Source organism: Streptomyces sp. NPDC022910, assembly GCF_055561075.1.
In genome coordinates this window covers 60,699-81,223 of the sequence record NZ_JBVHHL010000013.1, presented here as the reverse complement: position 1 = coordinate 81,223, position 20,525 = coordinate 60,699, and the positions used below count along the sequence as shown (strand labels likewise).

The window sequence follows — 20,525 nt, the reverse complement described above, 5'->3', positions numbered from 1 at the left end:
GTCACGCATCGAAACGATTCGATGAGCGCTGCGTGACACCCCAGGTACCCATCCGACTCCCCTGGAGGCACTGGATGTTGACGGCACGAAGGCGTGTGGTGGCGACGGCGGCGGCGGTCCTCACCGGATCCCTGCTCCTGGCCTCCTGCGGTGGCTCGGACAGCGGTTCTTCCGACGGCAAAACTCTCAAACTGTGGCACTACGAAGCCCCGAACAGCGCGATGGGCATCGCCTGGAACGAGGCCATCAAGGAGTTCGAGGCGAAACACCCGGGCGTGAAGGTGAAGTTCGAGGAGAAGGGCTTCGAACAGATCCAGAAGACCGCGCCGATGGTCCTCAACTCCTCGGACGCGCCCGACATCATGGAGTACAACAAGGGCAACGCGACGGCGGGCCTGCTGTCCAAGCAGGGGCTCCTCACCGATCTGACCGCCGAGGTCACCAAGCGCGGCTGGGACAAGGAGCTCAGCGCCGGGGTGAAGACCACCAGTCAGTACGACGCCAACGGCGTCATGGGCTCCGGAAAATGGTACGGAGTACCCAATTACGCCGAATACACCATGGTCTTCTACAACAAGGACCTCTTCAAGAAGTACGGCATCGCCGAGCCGAAGACGTTCGCCGACCTCACCGCAGCCATGGACAAGTTCGTCGCCAAGGGCATCACCCCGCTCGCCAACGCCGGCGCCGAGTACGTGGCCCAGCAGTACCTGTACCAGCTGGCGCTGTCGAAGGCCGACCGCTCCTGGGTGGACTCGTACGAGCTCTACAAGGGCAAGACCGACTTCCACGACGCCGCCTGGACCTACGGCGCGACCACCTTCGCCGACTGGGTGAAGAAGGGCTACATCAGCAAGACGTCCAGCGGCTCCAAGGCCGAGGACGCGGGGGTCGCCTTCATCCAGGGCAAGAACCCGATCCTGTTCAGCGGCAGCTGGTGGTACGGCCGCTTCAAGGCGGAGAACAAGTTCGACTGGGGCACCATGCTGTGGCCGGATTCGAACCTGACCCTCGGCTCGGGCGGCAACCTCTGGGTCGTCCCCAAGGGCGCCAACAACAAGGACCTGGCCTACGACTTCATCGACATCACCATGTCGAAGAAGATCCAGAACCTGCTCGGCAACAAGGGCGGCGTGCCCGTAGCGGCCGACGCGTCCGCCATCACCGACCCGCAGGCGAAGGCCCTCATCGCCGACTTCAACACGGTCTCCGGACGTGACGGCCTGGCCTTCTACCCGGACTGGCCGGTCGCCGGCTTCTATGACGTCCTCGTCTCCGAGACACAGAAGCTGATCACCGGCAGCGAGAAGCCGGACGCCTACCTGAGCAACGTGCAGAAGGCGTACGACAAGGGCGTGCCGAAGCAATGACGATCACCGTCGACCGGGGTGCGCGGGCCGCCGGCAAGCACCAGCACGCCGGCTCGCGCCACCCCAGCCCGCGCACGTCGTACGCCCTCTTCCTGCTCCCCGGCATCCTCGCCTTCCTCGCCGTGATCGTCGTCCCGTTCCTGATGAACACGGGCGTGAGCTTCACGGACTGGAGCGGCGTCGGCTCGCCGAAGTGGACCGGGCTCGCCAACTACCGCGAGCTGATGGACGACTCCGAGTTCTGGGCGTCGTTCCGGCACAGCCTGTTCATGGTCGTCGCCATGGCCGTCGTACCGACGATGCTCGGACTCGTCCTCGCCGCCGCCCTGTTCGACTACGTAGGCAAGCACTTCGGCAGCAAGACCGCGGCCGTCCTTCGCGCCTGCTTCTACCTCCCGCAGGTGCTGCCCATCGCGGTCGCCGGCATCGTCTGGAGCTGGATCCTCGCTCCCGACAACGGCGCCCTGAACGCCTTGCTGAAGGCGGTCGGCCTCGGCTCGCTGCAACAGGACTGGCTCGGTGATCCGGACATCGCCCTCTACACCGTCATGGGCGTGATGGTGTGGGTGCAGATCGGCTTCCCGCTCGTCGTCTTCATGGCGGGGCTCCAGCGCGTCGACCCGCAGCTGTACGAGGCGGCGGAGCTGGACGGCGCCGGCTGGTGGCGCCGCTTCTGGCACATCACGCTGCCGCAGATCAGACCCGAGATCTACGTCGTGCTGCTGTGGTGCACGATCGCCGCGCTGAAGGTCTTCGGGGCCGTCTACGTCCTGACCAAGGGCGGGCCGGGCGGCGCCACCGACGTCCCCTCCTATTTCTCCTTCACCACGTTCTTCGAGAAGACACAGGTCGGGTACGGCGCCGCCGTCTCCACCGTCCTCACCGTGATCATCCTCGTCCTGGCCCTGGTCGGGCTGAAGCTCCAGACCCGCGCCGAGGACGCCGAGGAGGGGGTCCGCACATGACCGCCGTACGCCGCTACCCGGTCCTCATCGCGCTCTGCATCGGCGCGGCCTTCATGGTCCTGCCGTTCCTCATCGTCGCGGTCAACGCCGTGAAGTCCCCCACCGAGTATTCCCAGCACGGCCCCCTCAGCCTTCCCAAGGGCCTCTACCTGGACGGTCTGAAGGACTTCTGGTCTCGCGTGGACTACGGCCAGAAGCTCTTCAACTCCGTCCTGATCAGCGGCTCGGTGGCGGTCCTGGCCGCGGTCCTGTCCGTGCTCAACGCCTACGCGATCGGCATCGGCCGCATCAGGGGCCGCACCTGGGTGCTCGCCTTCTTCGTGCTCGCCAACATGCTGCCGCAGGAGGCGCTGATCTATCCGATCTACTACCTGTGCAAGCAGGTGGGCCTGTACGACACCCGGCTCAGCGTCGTGATCGTCTTCACCGTCGTCCAGGCCGCCTTCGGCACCTATCTGCTCTCGTCCGTCCTCGGGCAGTTCCCGCGCGAGATCATCGAGGCGGCCCGTATCGACGGGGCGAACAAGTGGCAGGTGCTGTGGCGGATCGTGGTCCCGGTCAGCCGCCCCACCATCGGTGTGCTCCTCGTCTTCTTCTTCATCTGGACCTGGAACGAGTTCCTGCTCCCCCTGGTCATGCTGATCTCCAACGACAACCAGACGGTGTCGGTGGCGCTCGGCGTCCTCCAGGGCCAGCGCCTGATGGACGCCACGATGACCAACGCGGCGGCCCTGCTGGGCGTGCTGCCCGCCATCGTCTTCTTCCTCGTCTTCCAGCGGACTCTCACCCGCGGCATCGCCGTGGGTGCCGTCAAGTAGGGGGTACGCGCTTGAAGTTCACCGACGGCTACTGGCTGCTGCGCGAAGGCGTCACCGCGGCCCACCCGGTCGAGGTCCTGGACGTGACCGCCTCACCGGGGGCCCTGGAGATCCACGCGCCGACCCAGCCCATCCGCCATCGCGGCGACCTGCTGAAGGGACCGGTCGTGACGATCAGCGCGCACGCGCCGATGCCGGACGTCATCGGCGTCACCTTCACGCACTTCGAGGGCGAGCAGCCCCGGGGGCCGAGGTTCGAGGTGCAGCGGGACGACGACTTCAGCCCGCAGGTCGAGTACGACGACGGGCACGCCACCGTGACCGCGGGCGCCCTGTCCGTGCGCGTGGCCCGCACCGGACCCTGGCACGTCGACTTCCTCGCCCACGGCCGCACCCTCACCAGCAGCGGCCCCAAGGGCATGGGCATCATGCGCGACGCCACCGGCGCCCACTACCTGCGCGAACAACTGGACCTTCGCGTCGGTACCTCGGTGTACGGCCTCGGCGAACGCTTCGGGCCGCTCGTCAAGAACGGCCAGGTCGTCGACATGTGGAACGCCGACGGCGGCACGGCCACCGAACAGGCCTACAAGAACGTCCCCTTCTATCTGACCGACGCGGGCTACGGCGTCTTCGTCGACCACCCCGGCAAGGTGTCCTTCGAGGTCGGTTCGGAGGCGGTGTCCCGGGTCCAGTTCAGCGTGGAGAGTCAGCAGCTGACGTACTACGTCATCTACGGCCCCACCCCGAAGGACATCCTGCGCAAGTACACGGCCCTCACCGGCCGCCCGGCGCTCCCGCCCGCCTGGTCCTTCGGCCTGTGGCTGTCGACCTCCTTCACCACCTCGTACGACGAGGCCACCGTCACCTCCTTCATCGACGGTATGAAGGAGCGCGAACTGCCGCTCTCGGTCTTCCACTTCGACTGCTTCTGGATGCGCGAGTTCAACTGGTGCGACTTCCAGTGGGATCCGCGGGTCTTCCCCGATCCGGAGGGCATGCTGGCCCGGCTGAAGGACAAGGGCCTGCACATCTGCGTCTGGATCAATCCGTACATCGCACAGCGCTCGCCCCTCTTCGCCGAGGGCAAGGCCCTGGGCCATCTGCTCAGGAAGCCCGACGGGAGCGTGTGGCAGTGGGACCTGTGGCAGCCCGGCATGGCGCTCGTCGACTTCACCAGCCCGGCCGCCCGCGACTGGTACGCCTCCAAGCTGGAGGCACTGCTCGCGCAGGGCGTCGACTGCTTCAAGACCGACTTCGGCGAGCGGATCCCGGTCGACGTGGCGTACGCGGACGGCTCCGACCCGGAGCGGATGCACAACTACTACACGTACCTGTACAACCGCACCGTCTTCGAGGTGCTGCGCAAGCACCGCGGCGAGCAGGAGGCCGTCGTCTTCGCGCGCTCGGCGACCGCCGGCAGCCAGAGCTTCCCCGTGCACTGGGGCGGCGACTGCGAGGCCAGCTACGAGTCGATGGCCGAGTCGCTGCGCGGCGGCCTCAGCCTCGGCATGTCCGGTTTCGGGTTCTGGAGCCATGACATCGGCGGCTTCGAGGGAACGCCGACCCCGGCCCTGTTCAAGCGGTGGCTCGCCTTCGGGCTGCTGTCCTCGCACAGCCGGCTGCACGGATCGTCGTCGTACCGGGTGCCGTGGCTGTTCGACGAGGAGGCCGTGGACGTCCTCAGGCTCTTCACGCGGCTGAAGCTGCGGCTCATGCCGTATCTGTACGAGGTCGCGCGCACCGCCCAGGCCGAGGGTGTGCCGATGATGCGGGCGATGGTGCTGGAGTTCCCGGACGACCCCGGCTGCGCGCATCTGGAGCGGCAGTACATGCTCGGTCCCGATCTGCTGGTCGCGCCGGTCTTCAGCGACGACGGGGACGTCTCGTACTACGTGCCCGAGGGCACCTGGACCCACCACCTGAGCGGGCAGACCGTGACCGGACCGCGCTGGGTGCGCGAGCGCCACGGGTTCTCCAGCGTTCCGCTGCTGGTCAGGCCGGGTGCGGTGATCCCGGTGGGCGCGGTGGACGACCGGCCCGACTATCCGTACGCAGACGGGGTCACCCTGCGCGCCTACGGCCTCGGGCGCGGGGCGCGGGTGACGGTGCCGGTGGGGGACGTGACCTTCACCGTCGTCCGGGAGGGCGACACGCTGCGGGCCTCCAGCAGTGATCCGGCCACTCCCTGGGCGCTGGCCGCCGGGGAGCGGATCGCGCGGGCGGCTGCGGGCACCGGATTCCTGTCGCTGGAGCTGGAGTCGGAGTGATGGTTCCTCCCCCACTGGAGCTGGACTGACCATGGTGAAGATCACGGACGTGGCGCGGCACGCGGGTGTCTCGCCCAGCACCGTCTCGTACGCCCTGAGCGGCAAGCGCCCGATCTCCGAGGAGACCCGGCAGCGCATCGAGGCGTCCATCCGCGAGCTGGGCTACCGCCCGCACGCCGGCGCCCGGGCGCTGGCCAGCAGCAGGTCGAACGTGCTGGCGCTGGTGATCCCGCTGCGGTCGGGGATCCACGTCCCGGTGGTGATGCAGTTCGCGGTCTCGGTGGTGACCACGGCACGGAGGCACGACCACGACGTGCTGCTGCTCACCCAGGAGGAGGGCGAGGAAGGGCTGCGCAGGGTCGCGGACACCGCGCTCGTGGACGCGTTGATCGTCATGGACGTACAACTCCACGACCCTCGGCTGCCTCTGCTGCGCACCCTCGACCGGCCCTCCGTGATGATCGGGTTCCCCCAGGACCCGGCCGGCCTGACCTGCATCGACCTCGACTTCAAGGCGGCGGGCGAGCTGTGTGTGGAGCGGATGGCGGGGCTCGGACACCGGGTCGTGGCGCTCGTCGGGTCGCCGCCCGAGGTGTATGTGCGGGAGACGGCGTTCGCCCAGCGGGTGCTGCAGGGGTTCACGGCCGCCGCCGACCGCAACGGGCTCACCTCGTCCATCCACCCGTGCGAGGCCTCGCCCGCCGCCGCCCGCCGGGTCGCCGAGCAACTGCTGCGCGAACAGCCCGCGTTGACCGGGGTCGTCGTGCACAACGAGGCGGTTCTGGAGCCGCTGATCGACGCCTTCGAGCAGCTCGGTCTGCGGGTCCCCGGCGACCTGTCCATCACCGCCATCTGCCCCGACGAACTCGCCGAGTCCCTCCGCGTCCCCGTCACCTCGGTCGCCCTGCCGTCCGCCGAGTTGGGCGCGCGGGCCGTGGAGCTGCTGATGAAGAAGCTGGACGGCACGGCCGTACCCGAGGCGACGCTCCTGCCGCCCCGGCTGACGGAACGCGCGAGCACGGCGCCGCGCAACGCGCCCTGAAGTTCCTGATGTGCAAGGCACTGACCGAAGGAGCCGTGGCATGCAGAAAGGCAAGAGAAGAAAGAAAACCACGCTGGTCGTCGCGCTCGCCCTCGTGGCCGGCCTCTCGGCCGCCGTCCCGGCCGGCGCGGACGAACTCGTGTACCCCTTCCGCAACCCGAACCTCCCCGTCGACAAACGCGTCGACGACCTGCTCTCCCGTCTGACACTCGACGAGAAGATCTCCCTCCTCCATCAGTACGAACCGGCGATCCCGCGCCTCGGCATCCAGGCGTTCCGCACCGGCACCGAGGCCCTGCACGGCGTGGCCTGGCTCGGCAAGGCGACCGTGTTCCCGCAGGCGATCGGGCTCGCCTCCACCTGGGACCCGGCACTGATCCGGCAGGTCGGCTCGGCGGTCGGCGACGAGGCGCGCGGCTTCCAGCAGCAACGCCCCGCCGGCTGGGGCCTCAACCTGTGGGCGCCCGTGGTGAACCTGCTGCGCGACCCGCGCTGGGGCCGCAACGAGGAGGGGTACTCCGAGGACCCCTATCTCACCGGCTCGATCTCCACCGCGTACGGCACCGGCCTGACCGGCGGCGACCCGAACCACCTGAAGACGGCTCCGACGCTGAAGCACTTCCTCGCCAACAACAACGAGATCCAGCGCGACACCACGTCCTCCGAGCTGCGCCCGCGCGTGCTGAAGGAGTACGACGAGCAGGCCTTCAAGCCTGCGATCGAGGCGGACGCGGCCACGGGGGTGATGTCGTCGTACAACCTCGTCAACGGCCGCCCGGACACGGTGAACCCGGCCCTGGACGACTCCGTGCGCACCTGGACCTCGCAGGACCTGCTGAACATCACCGACGCCTTTGCGCCCGGCAATCTGGTCGGCAGCCAGAAGTACTACGGCACGCAGGCAGAGGCGGACGCAGCCGCGCTGAAGGCGGGTATCGACAGCTTCACGGACAACGACACGGACTCCGGACCGACGACGACCGCGATCGAGTCGGCCTTGTCCAAGGGCCTGTTGAAGGAGTCGGACATCGACGAGGCCGTCGGGCATGTGCTGAGCGTCCGCGTCCGGCTCGGCGAGTTCGACCCGGGCGCCGGCAGGTACGGGTCCATCGACGCGTCCGTCATCGACAGCCCGGCCCACCGGAAGCTGGCGCGCGAGGCGGCCACCGAGGCTGCGGTACTGCTGAAGAACGACGGCGTGCTGCCGCTGAGGAAGTCCGGCAGCGCGGCCGTGGTCGGCCCACTGGCCGACACCCTGTACACGGACTGGTACTCCGGCACTCTCCCGTACGCGGTGACGCCCAGGGACGGCATCGCGTCGAAGCTCGGCACCTCCGTGGCGAGCAGCGAGGGCGTGGACCGGATCGCACTGAAGGACACGGTGACCGGGAAGTACGTCACGGCGGGGACGGGCGACGCGGGCGCCGCCCTGAAGGAGACCACGGACTCGGGGCCGGGTGCTCAGTTCGACATGTTCGACTGGGGATCCGGCATCGTCACACTCCGTTCGGCTGCCAACGGAAAGTACGTCGGCTACAACTGGTCGAACTTCGTCAACGACCAGACGCAGCCGAACGGCTGGTTCGTGCAGCAGCAGTTCAAGCTGGAGCGGCAGGACGACGGGACGTACCTGCTGCGGTACGCGGGCTACGAGACCGGCGAGTCCTGGTGGTCGAACCCGGTCTACCTCGGGCCCACCGGCGACGACGGCACGCTCGGCCTGGTCGACAAGGACAAGGCCGCGCACTACACGAAGGACGTCGTGCGCAACGGCGTCGACGAGGCGGTCGCCGCGGTCAAGGGCAAGGACACGGCGGTGGTGGTCGTGGGATCGATGCCCTCGATCAACGGGCGCGAGGCCCACGACCGCACGGACATGGGGCTTGCCCCGTCGCAGGAGGCCCTGGTCAAGGCGGTCCACCGGGCCAACCCTCGGGCCGTGGTGGTCGTCGAGAACAGCTATCCCACGACGCTCGGCTCCCTGCAGAAGGAGGTCCCGGCCCTGCTGTGGACCACGCACGCGGGCCAGGAGACGGGCAACGCACTGGCCGATGTGCTGTACGGCGACGCCAACCCCGCGGGCCGCTTGACGCAGACCTGGTACAGGTCGGAGTCCGACCTCCCGTCCATCCTGGACTACGACATCATCAAGGCTGACCGCACGTACGAGTACTTCAAGGGGCAGCCGCTGTACCCGTTCGGGTACGGCCTGTCGTACACGAGCTTCCGCTACGGCGAGCTGAAGCGGGTCGACGACGGGTACGAGGTGGCGGTGACGAACACGGGCAGCCGGGCGGGCGACGAGGTCGTTCAGCTGTACGTCCATCAGCGGGTGTCGCGTGACAAGCAGCCGCTGAAGCAGCTGAAGGCGTACGCGCGGGTGTCCCTGAAGCCGGGCGAGACCAGGACGGTACGGCTGAAGCTGCGGACTTCGGACCTGGTGCACTGGGACGTCACCCGCTCGAAGTGGGTGGTGGAGACGGGGACGTACGACGTGATGGCAGGCGCGTCGTCGGCGGACATCCGCGCGCGTACGTCGTTGACGGTTCGGGGCGAGACGATCCCGCCCCGTGACCTGTCGAAGGTGACCCGCGCCGAGAACTTCGACGACTACGACGCGATCAGCCTGGTGGACGAGTCGAAGGCGCGCGGAACGGCGGTGGCCGCGACGGCCGGCGGGGCGTGGCTGAAGTTCGCGGACACGCGGCTCGGCTCGGGCGCGTCGACGCTGACCACCCGGCTGGCGGGAGCCTCCGGCACGCTGGAGGTGCGCCTCGGCTCTCCTACCGGCACGTTGGTCGGTAGTGCGCACTTCGACGGCACGTCGTCGCCGTACACGTACGAGACGGTGACGGCCCCGCTGACGTCCGAGGCGAAGGGCCGCCGGGACGTGTACGTGGTCCTGAGCGGCGGCCTTCGCCTGTCGACGTTCAGCCTGCGCTGACGGGCACGGTGTCGATCGCGTACCGGCTCAGCCGAGGCCCCAGGCCCGCCCGAGCCGGTACGCGGCGCACAGGTTCACATCGAGGATGTAGGAACCGGCCGTCCCGCACTGCTCGGTCCCGCTGCCCGGGTCGACGGGCTGCCCGTGTCCCATGCCGGTGATGCTGTACGTTTCGACGGCGGCGTTCCCGGCCGGGTCCCGGAAGACCTGGTGGGGATATCCGGCGACGGTGTCGCTCACATCCGCCGTCTGATCGCCCCCGTGCACATCGGTCCACTGCCGCATCAGGTCGGTCATGTTCACGGGCTTCACGGTGTAGTCGGCCGTGCCCTGGAAGACGGTGAGGGTGGGCCAGGGGCCGCCGTACCCGGGCCGGGCGGCCCGTACCCGGTCACCCCACTGCTTCGGCGTCTGTGTGGCCCCGACGTACATGCACACGTACGGCGACCCGGCCGCCTGCGCGCACCCGTAGGGCAGCCCGGCGACGATCCCGCCCGCGGCGAACTTCTCCGGATACGTCGCCATCATCACGGCGGTCATGCCACCGCCGGCCGACAGCCCGGTGACGTACACACGCGCCCGGTCGCCTGACACGTCGGCGAGCTGCCGGTCGACCATCTGGGCGATGGACGCGGCCTCGCCCTGGCCGCGTGCGATGTCACCGCTCTGGAACCAGTCGAAGCAGGAGGAGGCGTTGTTGGCGGCGGTCTGCTGCGGCAGCACGACGGAGAACCCCCACCGGTCGGCGAGTTGGTTCCACCCGCTGCCGGTGCCGTACCCGGCGGCGTCCTGCGTGCACCCGTGCAGCGCGACGACGACGGGCCGCCCGGCGGGCAGCCCGTCGGGGACGTACCGGAACATGCGCAGCGCCCCGGGGTTGGTGCCGAACCCGGTGACCTCCTGGAGAGAGGCGGCGGCGGCTCGGCCCGGGGTGAGGAAGGCGGCGAGGAGGGCGACCAGGAGGGTCGCCAGGACGGTGAGGCGGCTTCGGCTTGCGGCTCTGGTGTGTGTCATGCGGAGGGACGGTAGGAGTGGACGCTCCTCTCCGATATGGGGTGCCGCCCCACAACAAGCGCGCCCACCCTGGGGCACGATACGAGCACGCGGCGCGGTAGAAGCCGAGCCGGGTGTGAAAGGCCTACTCCGCAGCGCCTCGTCGAGCAGGCGCGCTGCGCTCCGACGAACGCTCGTGCGGGCCCGTGCGGCAACGACAAAGGCCCCGCCGCTCGAAAGCGACAGGGCCTTGCCCACATGGGGTAAGTGGAGATGGCGGGAATCGAACCCGCGTCCAACGGTGCGGAACCAGGGCTTCTCCGTGTGCAGTCCGCTTCGCTTTTCTCGGCCCCGGAGATCACGCGGACAAGTCTCCGACGGGCTCAGTCACTGTTTGGTTTCCCTCTTCACCCCGTGACCGGGATCAAGGTTTAGTCCCCTAGCTGATGCCAGGATCCGGGTCGGGAACAGCCCCGGGCTGACACTCCCTTTTAGGAGGCTCGCTCTTGCTGCCTATCAGGCAGCGAGGGCGAAGGCCTGCTGGGAGGAATCGCGCTTGGTGTTGGCGATTATTTTTTTCGGCCTGTGGTTTACGAGATCATGGCCGCTTCCTCGACACGCTTCCCCTGCTTCGACAACCGCTGTCGAAACCGATCATCCCCATGTTGATTTTTCAATCCGCGCCCCTCGTGAGGAGGGGCTCACACCGGCTACGCGGTGCAGGCGTCATCGTACGTGAACAACGGTCCTCGATGCCAGCGTATTCCCGGCGGCCACCCGCCCGTGATACCGGGTTCAACCGTCCGGGGCGCCCGGTCGTCCCCGGCTCAGGCCCGCTGCCGCCTCCGTGCCGCCGACACCGCGCGCTCCGCCTCGCGGCGGTCCTGCTTCTCGCGGAGCGTCTGCCGCTTGTCGTACTCCTTCTTGCCCCTCGCCAGCGCGATCTCGATCTTGGCGCGGCCGTCCTTGAAGTACAGGGCGAGGGGCACGATCGTGTGACCCGTCTCCTGGGACTTGGACTCCAGCTTGTCGATCTCCGTGCGGTGCAGCAGCAGCTTCCGCTTGCGGCGGGCGCTGTGGTTGGTCCAGGTGCCCTGGCTGTACTCCGGCACGTGCACGTTGTGCAGCCACGCCTCGTGACCGTCCAGCTGCACAAAGCCGTCGACCAGTGAGGCCCGCCCCTGACGCAGTGACTTCACCTCGGTGCCCATGAGTACGAGACCGGCCTCGTAGGTGTCGAGGATGTGGTAGTCGTGCCGCGCCTTCTTGTTCTGCGCGATCAGCTTGCGCCCTTTTTCCTTAGCCATAGTGAGCCCATTTTCGCACTACGGAGGGGTCCGGAGGGAAGCGGAATACGCGGAGTGCCGAGCTCGCTACGGCGTGTTGCCCAAGCCGCTGAGCACCGTCTCGGCCCGCTCCAGCGCCCGCTCGTCGGCCTCGAGGTCGGGGGTGATGCCGCGGCCGTCGACGCTGTGGCCCGAGGGGGTGCGGTAGTGCCCGACGGTCAGCTCCGCGACGGAGCCGTCGGGCAGCCGGCTCGGCATCTGGACCGAGCCCTTGCCGAAGGTACGGGTGCCCACCACGACGGCCCGGCCGCGGTCCTGAAGGGCACCGGTGAGCAGTTCGGCCGCGCTCATCGTGCCGCCGTCGACGAGCGCGACCAGGGGTCTGGTGGTGTCGCCGCCGGGGTCCGCGTGCAGGGCGCGCTGGTCGCCGTCGACGTCGTAGGTCGCCACCAGCCCGCCGTCGAGGAAGACCGAGGCGGCGGTGACGGCCTCGGTGACCAGCCCACCGGAGTTGCCGCGCAGGTCGAGGACGATCCCGGCGCCCTGTGGCGCTCCCGCCACGGCGCTGCGGACCAGGTCGCCGGACCCCTTGGTGAACGCGGCGACCTTGATCACGGTGACGCCGCCCGGGAGCCGGGTCACGGTCACCGAGTCGGTGGACAGCCGGGCCCGGCGCAGTATCAGGCTCCACGCGTGCGTGCCCCGCTGCAGGCCGAGGCGGACCCGGGTGCCGACGGGCGCGTCGTCGGCGTCGCCGCGCAGCAAGGAGACGACCTCGGTGACGGGCCTGCCGTCGACGGTCTCGCCCTCGACGCTGCGCAGCCGGTCGCCCGGGCGGATCCCGGCGGCGGCCGCGGGCGAACCGGACTGCACCCGGGTCACCTCGATCCGGCCGTCACGCTCGCGCCGGGCGGACAGCCCGACTCCGGTGTACTGGCCGTCGAGGGCTTCCTCGAACTCCTGGTATTCGCCCTGGGAGTAGACGGCACCCCAACGGTCGCCGCTTCGGCTGACGGCGCGTTCGGCTGCCTCCAAGGGGGACTTGCCGTCGGCCATCGCCTTCGCGGCCGCCTCGGTGACGTCGTCGTCATGGCCGGCTCCGGCCGTCGTCCCGGCGGAGGCCGACTTCCCGACGGATTCGTCGAACGAGCCGGTCGCCGCACCCGCGACGAGGACGCTCGCGAAGACCAGCGTCAGGGCCGCCCCGTGGCGGAAGCGACGGGGCTGACAGAACGGGTCATGGCCTGACATGCGGGTGAGTCTAGGACAACGCAAGGGGGCGTACGGGCGGTTGCCCGCACGCCCCCTATTGGCGTGCGTCACACCTTCAGGTACTTGCGCAACGCGAAGAACGCGGCCAGCGCGGGCATCAGCAGACTTGTGGCAAGTATCAGCGGCAGCTTCGTCAACACGGCGTCCCAGCCGATGAAGTTGATCAGATTGAGCTTGTGGGACAGGTCGAGGCCGTGGTCGATGATGAAGTACCGGGCGACCAGCAGGAATCCACAGGCGACCGTGCCGCCGATGACCCCGGCGACCGCCGCCTCCATGATGAACGGCGCCTGGATGTAGAAGCCTGAGGCGCCGACCAGACGCATGATGCCGGTCTCACGACGACGGCTGAACGCGGAGACGCGCACGGTGTTGACGATCAGCATCAGAGCGACGATCAGCATCATCGCCATGACCGCGCGGGCCGCCCAGTTCATGCCGTTGAGCAGTCCGAAGAGGTTGTCGAGGATGCCCTTCTGGTCCTGCACCGACTGCACGCCGTCCCGGCCGTTGAAGGCGCTCGCGATGACCTGGTACTGCTCCGGGTTCTTCAGCTTGATGCGGTACGACTCCTGCATCTGGTCCGGAGTGAGCGAACTGGCCAGCGGGGAGTCGCCGAACTGCTCCTTGTAGTGCTTGTAGGCCTCGTCCTGCGACTCGTAGGTGACCTTCTGGACTACGGACGTCATCTTGTCCAGGTCGCCGAGGATCTGCTTCTTCTGTTCGTCGGTGACCGCGCCCTTGGAGCAGTTGGGGTCGGACTCCGCGTCACTCTTGTTGCAGAGGAAGACCGAGACGTTGACCTTGTCGTACCAGTAGCCCTTCATCTGGTTCACCTGGTCGCTCATAAGGAGCGAGCCACCGAACAGGGCCAGGGAGAGGGCGACCGAGACGATCACCGCGAAGGTCATCGTCAGATTGCGGCGGAGACCGACACCGATCTCCGACAGAACGAACTGCGCGCGCATGGCGTCTGCTCAAGCCTTTCCGTGGAACTCAGTGCTGGTAGCCGTAGACGCCGCGCGCCTGGTCGCGGACGAGGCGGCCCTTCTCCAGTTCGATGACGCGCTTGCGCATCTGGTCCACGATGTTCTGGTCGTGGGTCGCCATCACCACGGTCGTGCCCGTCCGGTTGATCCGGTCGAGCAGTTTCATGATGCCGACGGAGGTCTGCGGGTCGAGGTTGCCGGTGGGCTCGTCGGCGATCAGCAGCTTGGGCCGGTTGACGAACGCCCGCGCGATGGCGACGCGCTGCTGCTCACCGCCGGACAGCTCGCCGGGCATACGGTCCTCCTTGCCGCCGAGCCCGACGAGGTCGAGCACCTGGGGCACGGACTTACGGATCTCGCCGCGCGACTTGCCGATGACCTCCTGCGCGAAGGCCACGTTCTCGGCGACCGTCTTGTTCGGCAGGAGCCTGAAGTCCTGGAACACCGTCCCCAGCTGGCGGCGCATCTGCGGCACCTTCCAGTTGGAGAGGCGCGCGAGGTCCTTGCCCAGGACGTGCACCTGCCCGTGGCTGCACCGCTCCTCGCGGAGGATCAGCCGCAGGAAGGTGGACTTTCCGGAGCCGGAGGACCCCACGAGGAAGACGAACTCACCCTTCTCCACCTCCAGGGAGACATCCCTGAGTGCGGGGCGGGTCTGCTTGGGGTAGACCTTGGAGACGTTGTCGAATCGGATCACGGATGCACCACAGGCCGTTGGGGGTAGGTGACCGTGACCATACGCGAAGCAGGTGTGCAAGCGCAGTCGCCGGTCGGTGTTGCGGGGGAGTCGCACGTTTTGTCCCGGCCGGCTGAGACCACCAGTCCCTCCAGGCCCCGCGCCGAAACCCGCGGAACCTGGCACAGTGGATGGGGAACGGTTGCGTTCCCGGAAACGTTGTGTACGTGGAAGCGGCACAAGGAGGGCGAGGCGCATGACGTACGACCGATTGGTGTGCGCGAACTGCGCGGCGCCCGTCAGTGAAGGCCGGTGCCCCGTCTGCCGCGCGAGCCGAGAGCGGCTCCAGCAGGAAAACCCCTGGTCAGGGCTGAATCCTACGGCGCTGATCGTGCTCGCGGCCGTGCTGATCGCGGCCGTGGCGCTGCTGGCGCACCAGACGGCGTAGGGCGACGCGAGGCCGCAGCGGCTGCAGGAACGTACGGGAAGGGCCCGGGGCGACGACCGCCCCGGGCCCTTCTCACGCGCTTCTTACGCCTGCGCACGGGCTCGTACGCCCGTCTCCTGCGCCTGCGGACGGACCCGTGGGCCCGTCGGTCAGGCGGCGGCTCCGCCGCGGCCGCTCACGAGGCGTGGCAGCACCCGGAAGCCGATACCGCCGGCGATCATCGTGGCGGCGCCGACCAGCAGGAACGCGGTCTGACCGGCGCCCGTCTCGGCCAGCTGCTTGCCGCCGCTGCCTTGGGCGGAGGTGTCGGAGCTGCCGCTGTCCGAACCGGTGTCGGTCAGGCCCGAGGAACCCTTGCCCTGCTGGACCGGGTTGTTGCCGCCGTCGGGGTTGGTGTTGTTGCCGCCGCCGTTCCCGTTCCCGTTCCCGTTGCCGCCGCCGTTGCCGTCGGTCGGGTCGTCCGTCGGCTCGGTCGGCTCACCGGTGGGCTGGGTCGGGTCGTCGGTCGGCTCACCCGTGGCGGTCGGCGGCTCGGACGTCGGCGCCGGGGGCGTCGTCACGGGGCCCGTCGGAATGCCGGTCTGGCTGGGCGGAGGAGTGGTCGGGCCCTCGGTGCCCTTGCCGAGGTTGGCGCTGACGTGCACGTTGGCGCCGTTGTCGTCGACGTTCGCGCCGATGTTGAAGTCGAGCGCCGAAGCGGCACCCGCGGCGGTCAGCGAAGCACCGGCGGCGATCACCGCACCGGCGGCTATCCGCGCCACCCGGATCCGCGTCTTCTTGGTCATCTGCCTGCTACCCCCAGTAGCTGATCGTCGGTGGAGCAGCGCCCGGGGCCACGGCGTCGGGGACGGTTTGGTCGAGCCCCCGGTTCACATGCGCCCCAGAGATACGCATGCCGCGCTTTACCCTTCCGAGTTTTCAAAGCAACGTCAAGGTCGTTGCGTACGGGATGTCCAGTAAGCGATCGTTTGCGGGAGACGCAGCGCTGTGAGTGTGATGTGAAACCCAGACATCGGGCAACAGAAAAGGCAACTGCCCCGGCCTGAGGGGCAGTTGCCTTGTCGACAAAGTGCCGTTTCCCGGCAGTGGCTTCGTCGTTCGCCGCCGGTCCTACTTCTCCTGCTGCTTGCGCCAGCGAATCCCGGCTTCGATGAACCCGTCGATCTCGCCGTTGAACACGGCCTCGGGGTTGCCGACTTCGTACTCGGTCCGCAGGTCCTTGACCATCTGGTACGGGTGCAGGACGTACGAACGCATCTGGTTGCCCCAGGAGTTGCCGCCGTCGCCCTTGAGGGCGTCCATCCTGGCCTGCTCCTCCTGCCGGCGCCGCTCGAGGAGCTTGGCCTGCAGAACGTTCATCGCGGAGGCCCTGTTCTGGATCTGGGACCGCTCGTTCTGGCAGGTGACGACGATGCCGGTGGGCAGGTGCGTGATCCGCACGGCGGAGTCGGTCGTGTTGACGCCCTGACCACCGGGCCCGGAGGAACGGAACACATCGACCCGGAGGTCGGAATCGTCGATCTCGACATGGTCGGACTGCTCGACGACAGGAAGGATTTCCACACCCGCGAAGGAGGTCTGGCGCCGCCCCTGGTTGTCGTAGGGGGAGATCCGGACGAGCCGATGCGTCCCCTGCTCGACGGAGAGGGTGCCGTAGGCGTACGGGACCTGGACGGCGAAGGTGGTGGACTTGATCCCGGCCTCTTCGGCGTACGACGTGTCGTAGACCTCGGTCTTGTAGCCGTGCTGCTCGGCCCAGCGCAGGTACATGCGCTGGAGCTTCTCGGCGAAGTCGGCGGCGTCGACGCCGCCGGCCTCGGCACGGATGTTGACGAGCGCCTCACGGGCGTCGTACTCACCGCTGAGGAGCGTCCGCACCTCCATCTCGTCCAGCGCCTTCCTGACGGCGACGAGCTCGGCCTCGGCCTCGGCGCGGGTGTCCGGGTCGTCCTCGGCCTCGGCGAGCTCGAAGAGCACACCGAGGTCGTCGATCCGGCCGCGCAGGGCCTCGGCCTTCCTCACCTCGGCCTGGAGGTGGGAGAGCTTGCTGGTGATCTTCTGCGCCTCGTCCGGGTTGTCCCAGAGGGACGGCGCGGCCGCCTGCTCCTCGAGCACGGCGATGTCTGCCCTCATCTTGTCGAGGTCCAGAACGGCCTCGATCGACTCCATGGTCGAGGAGAGGGACTTGAGCTCTTCGGATACATCGACGACTGCCACGCATCCAGCGTAACGGCTCCGCCAAGCGGTGAACGCCGGGTGACCGCCGGTTACGGAGGCACCCGGCAATGGCGTGGCAGGGTGGCGCACGGCCCCCGGCCCACGAGGGGCTAGGGCGACGCCGGGACGGAGTTCTTCGTGTCCGAGGGGTGCGTGCCCTCGTCGCCGGACGTCGCCAGCCACGCCCCGGCCCCGACCGCGGCCAGCAGCGCCGCCGTCGCCACGCCCAGGACGATCCGGCGGCGGCGGGCCTGCGCGCGGTGACGGGCCGAACCCGGGCGCGGGGCACCCGCGGCGCGGGGCGCGCGTGCCGTGCCGCGCGCGCCGCCCGCCAGCTCGTCCGGCCCGGGGACCCGCATCGAGGTGTGGGTGTCCCGGTTGGAGTCCGGCTTCGCCCCCGGCACCAGCGGCACCGCCCCACGGCGCTCCCGCGCCGCCGTCGGCTCCCCCGGCACGGCCGCCTCGTACGGCTCTTCCGCCGGCTCGGCGTCCGGCTCGTCCACGTCCAGCGGCGGGATCCCCGCCAGCAGCGGCAGCTGCTCGCGCAGCCGCACCGCCAGCTCCGAGGCCCGCAGCCGGGATGCGGGCGCCTTCGCCAGGCACTGCACGATCAGCTGCCACAGCTCGTCCGGGATGCCGGGGAGCGGGACCACCGTCTCCGTGACATGGCGGCGGAGCACCGCCCCGGGGTGGCCGCCGCCGAAGGGCGTGAAGCCCGCCAGCAGCTCGTACAGGACCGTCGCCAGCGCGTAGATGTCCACCGCCGCCCTCGGCGGCAGACCCTCCACTATCTCCGGGGCCAGGTAGTCCGGAGTGCCGATGATCTTCGTCGCCCGGGTGCGGCGCGGCGAGTCGATCAGCTTGGCGACGCCGAAGTCGGTCAGCAGCGCCGGGTGCGCGCCGCCCGGACCCAGCGGGCCCTGCATGTCCAGCAGCACGTTCTCCGGCTTCACGTCCCGGTGCACGATCCCCGCCGTGTGGGCCGCCGCAAGACCGTCCGCCACATCCGCCACGATCGCCACCGCCGCCTCGGGCGCCAGACGGCGCTCCCGGTCCAGGCGGGTGCGCAGGTCGGTGCCCCGGACCAGGTCCATGACCAGCGCCAGGTCGTTTCCGTCGACCACGAGGTCCCGTACGGACACGACGTTCGGATGGTCGAGCCCCAGCAGCGCCGTGCGCTCCTGGACGAAGCGGCTCACGAGCTCCTGGTCGGACGCGAGGTCCTCCCGCAGCAGCTTGATGGCGACGGGCCCGTCCGGCCCCTCGCCCAGCCACACCGTGCCGGCGCTTCCCCGTCCCAGAATCTGGTTCGCGGTGTACCGGCTGCCGATCTTCCGTGCCAAGACTGCTCCTACTGGGGACGCGTGTTGCCGACGCTGCGCCGTTCCGGGGCCGTGATGCCGGCGGCGGACGCCGCGACCCCGGACCCGGTCGACAAAACTACGCGTCCGGATGGGCAACCTTCACCGCCCCGACGGAAATCACCCGTGAGATGTCGACAAATCCCCAAGCTCGGAGTGTTCTTGGGTCACTTCGAGCGTCTCGCGCTCAGGACGTGCTACCGCTGCCCCCGCCCAGGTTCCCGATCCATCCGGTCACGGCGGAGAACCAGTCGCTCAGCTGCGCCCAGTACGACTTCGTCGTACCGATCCAGTGCTGCAGCGGGCTGAACTCCCACACCAGCCATCCGGCCACGAACAGGATGACGATCGTGAACAGGCAGCCCTTCAGACAGCCGAGTCCCGGGATCTTCATCGGGTTGGCGCTGCGCTGGCGCGGCGGCCGCGGCTCGCGCGCCGGACGCGGGGCCGGCTGCTGGGGCTGCTGCGGCGCGGGAGCGTACCGCTGCTGCTGCGGAGCGGGTGCGTACTGCTGCCGCTGGGGCGCGTACTGCTGGGCCTGCTGCTGCGGGTACCCGTACCCGGGTCCGGGCTGCTGCTGCGGGCGCTGCTGGGGCTGCTGCGGGCGCGCGACCTGCCGCTGCGGGCGGCGGCGCAGCGGGTCCTCGCCGGGGTCGAGATATGCCTGGACCTGGGTCTGCTCGTTGCGGTCGCGGGCCGCGCGCAGCTGGCTCTGCCAGGGGTGCGGCTCCTCCTGCCGGGGCTGTGCGCCCGGCTGGTTCTGCGGCACCGGCGGCATGACAGCCGTCGGGTCGGCCGCGCCGGTGTTCGGCAGGACGGCGGTGGGGTCGGCGGGGCCCGAGGTGTGCGGCAGGAAGCTGGTCGCCGCATTCGGGTCGTAGCCGGCCGAGCCGTGCGGCAGCACCTGCGTGGGGTCGGCGGAGCCGGGGACGGTGGCCGGGGCCGGGTCCGGCGCCAGCAGCGCGCCCACGCCCTCCGCGGCGGCGATCTGCGCGGAGTTCGCGTGCACGCCGACGCCCTCGGCGACGACCCGCAGCGCCCGCGCCAGGTTCTCAGCGCTGGGCCGGTCGTCCGGGTTCTTGCGCAGGCAACGCTCTATGACCGTCCACAGCGGGTCGGGCACGGTCGACGGGCGGCGCGGCTCGGCGCTCAGGTGCTGGTGGAGCACCTCGAGGGCCGATCCGCCGCCGAACGGCGGACGCCCGGTGACCAGCTCGTACAGCAGGATGCCGGCGCCGTAGATGTCGACGGCGGAGGTCTGCGGGCGGCCCTCGGCCGACTCGGGAGCGACGTATGCGGGCGTGCCCACGAACTCGTGCGTGCGCGTGAGGCCCGGCGAGTCGGCCAGTCGGGCGATGCCGAAGTCGGTCAGCATCGGGTGCATCTGGCCCCCGTCCTGCTTGAGCAGGACGTTCGCGGGCTTCAGGTCGCGGTGCACTACGCCGTCCGAGTGGCTCGCGGCCAGCGCGTCGGCGATCTGCGCGGTGAGCAGGGCGGCGGCGACGGGCGTGAACGGACCGTTCTCACGGAGGTAGCGATGCAGGTCGGGGCCGTCGACGAGGTCCATGACCAGCGCCAGCAGATCGCCCTCGACCACCAGGTCACGCACTCGGACGATGTTCGGGTGGGTCAGGCGGAGCAGGACGGAGCGCTCGCGCAGGAACCGCATCACGACGTCCGCGTCGCTCGCCAGTTCCTCCCTGAGGACCTTGATCGCCACGGTCTCGCCGGGCTGGCCTGCGACGGCCGCCTCGGCACCCGCGGTCTCACGCTGGCGGGCTCGCCAGACGGTGCCCGTGGCGCCGCGTCCGAGCGGCTCCTCGAGCAGGTATTTGCTGCCTACCGGCCGCACGTCATGCGCTCCCTGCTGCTTG

Annotated in this window: 16 protein-coding genes and 1 other RNA gene; 7 read left to right on the top strand and 10 right to left on the bottom strand. The window is 69.3% G+C overall.

From position 1 onward, the window contains the following. Positions 1–74 precede the first annotated feature (74 nt). Genes ACZ3TS_RS15390 through ACZ3TS_RS15365 form a run of 6 tightly spaced genes read left to right on the top strand, consistent with a single transcriptional unit; the run spans position 75 to position 9,409 of the window. Positions 75–1,370, top strand: a complete 1,296-nt coding sequence (locus tag ACZ3TS_RS15390; protein WP_467617879.1) for an ABC transporter substrate-binding protein — start codon at positions 75–77, stop codon at positions 1,368–1,370. Next, positions 1,367–2,335 (top strand): carbohydrate ABC transporter permease, encoded by a 969-nt coding sequence (locus ACZ3TS_RS15385; protein ID WP_467617877.1) that lies wholly within the window; start codon positions 1,367–1,369, stop codon positions 2,333–2,335. Before ACZ3TS_RS15390 ends, ACZ3TS_RS15385 begins: the two co-directional genes overlap by 4 nt. Further along, a complete protein-coding gene (locus ACZ3TS_RS15380) occupies positions 2,332–3,153 on the top strand; it encodes a carbohydrate ABC transporter permease (protein ID WP_467617875.1) in 822 nt (273 codons plus the stop codon). The genes ACZ3TS_RS15385 and ACZ3TS_RS15380 overlap by 4 nt, the downstream gene beginning before the upstream one ends. Positions 3,154–3,164: 11 nt before the next feature. Next, entirely contained in the window at positions 3,165–5,423 is a 2,259-nt protein-coding gene (gene yicI, locus ACZ3TS_RS15375; RefSeq protein WP_467617873.1) for an alpha-xylosidase, read from the top strand. Positions 5,424–5,454: 31 nt separating this feature from the next. Next, positions 5,455–6,465, top strand: coding sequence for a LacI family DNA-binding transcriptional regulator (locus tag ACZ3TS_RS15370; protein ID WP_467617872.1), 1,011 nt, complete (start codon positions 5,455–5,457; stop codon positions 6,463–6,465). A gap of 40 nt (positions 6,466–6,505) precedes the next feature. Continuing rightward, positions 6,506–9,409 carry a glycoside hydrolase family 3 protein gene (locus tag ACZ3TS_RS15365; RefSeq protein ID WP_467617870.1) on the top strand — a complete coding sequence of 968 codons (2,904 nt, stop codon included), beginning with the start codon at positions 6,506–6,508 and terminating at the stop codon, positions 9,407–9,409. 27 nt (positions 9,410–9,436) lie between these two features. Here ACZ3TS_RS15365 and ACZ3TS_RS15360 read toward each other — a convergent pair whose 3' ends face one another. The 6 genes from ACZ3TS_RS15360 to ftsE all read right to left on the bottom strand — a co-directional run bounded on the left by ACZ3TS_RS15360 (position 9,437) and on the right by ftsE (position 14,646). Then, entirely contained in the window at positions 9,437–10,423 is a 987-nt protein-coding gene (locus ACZ3TS_RS15360) for an extracellular catalytic domain type 1 short-chain-length polyhydroxyalkanoate depolymerase (RefSeq protein WP_467617869.1), read from the bottom strand. A gap of 244 nt (positions 10,424–10,667) precedes the next feature. Continuing rightward, positions 10,668–11,064, bottom strand: a transfer-messenger RNA (tmRNA) gene (gene ssrA / locus ACZ3TS_RS15355). 165 nt (positions 11,065–11,229) lie between these two features. Next, a complete protein-coding gene (gene smpB / locus ACZ3TS_RS15350; protein ID WP_467617867.1) occupies positions 11,230–11,709 on the bottom strand; it encodes an SsrA-binding protein SmpB in 480 nt (159 codons plus the stop codon). A 66-nt stretch (positions 11,710–11,775) separates the two neighbouring features. Beyond that, complete coding sequence (locus tag ACZ3TS_RS15345; RefSeq protein ID WP_467617865.1) at positions 11,776–12,939, bottom strand: S41 family peptidase; 1,164 nt, start codon at positions 12,937–12,939, stop codon at positions 11,776–11,778. A gap of 68 nt (positions 12,940–13,007) precedes the next feature. Beyond that, on the bottom strand, positions 13,008–13,928 hold the full coding sequence (gene ftsX / locus ACZ3TS_RS15340) for a permease-like cell division protein FtsX (RefSeq protein WP_467617864.1): 921 nt from the start codon (positions 13,926–13,928) through the stop codon (positions 13,008–13,010). A gap of 28 nt (positions 13,929–13,956) precedes the next feature. Next, entirely contained in the window at positions 13,957–14,646 is a 690-nt protein-coding gene (gene ftsE / locus ACZ3TS_RS15335) for a cell division ATP-binding protein FtsE (protein ID WP_004000799.1), read from the bottom strand. Between the two features lie 235 nt (positions 14,647–14,881). Between ftsE and ACZ3TS_RS15330 the strand changes: the two genes are divergently transcribed. Continuing rightward, positions 14,882–15,073, top strand: coding sequence for a hypothetical protein (locus ACZ3TS_RS15330; RefSeq protein ID WP_467617863.1), 192 nt, complete (start codon positions 14,882–14,884; stop codon positions 15,071–15,073). 149 nt (positions 15,074–15,222) lie between these two features. Here the strand turns inward: ACZ3TS_RS15330 and ACZ3TS_RS15325 are convergent, their stop codons facing one another. The 4 genes from ACZ3TS_RS15325 to ACZ3TS_RS15310 form a co-directional block, all read right to left on the bottom strand. Continuing rightward, positions 15,223–15,858: a hypothetical protein gene (locus ACZ3TS_RS15325; RefSeq protein WP_467617860.1), complete on the bottom strand. Its 636-nt coding sequence runs from the start codon at positions 15,856–15,858 to the stop codon at positions 15,223–15,225. 325 nt (positions 15,859–16,183) lie between these two features. After that, a complete protein-coding gene (prfB, locus tag ACZ3TS_RS15320; RefSeq protein WP_467617858.1) occupies positions 16,184–17,290 on the bottom strand; it encodes a peptide chain release factor 2 in 1,107 nt (368 codons plus the stop codon). Between the two features lie 110 nt (positions 17,291–17,400). Then, a complete protein-coding gene (locus ACZ3TS_RS15315) occupies positions 17,401–18,633 on the bottom strand; it encodes a serine/threonine-protein kinase (RefSeq protein ID WP_467617857.1) in 1,233 nt (410 codons plus the stop codon). 205 nt (positions 18,634–18,838) lie between these two features. After that, positions 18,839–20,503, bottom strand: a complete 1,665-nt coding sequence (locus tag ACZ3TS_RS15310; protein ID WP_467617854.1) for a protein kinase domain-containing protein — start codon at positions 20,501–20,503, stop codon at positions 18,839–18,841. Positions 20,504–20,525: the final 22 nt, after the last annotated feature.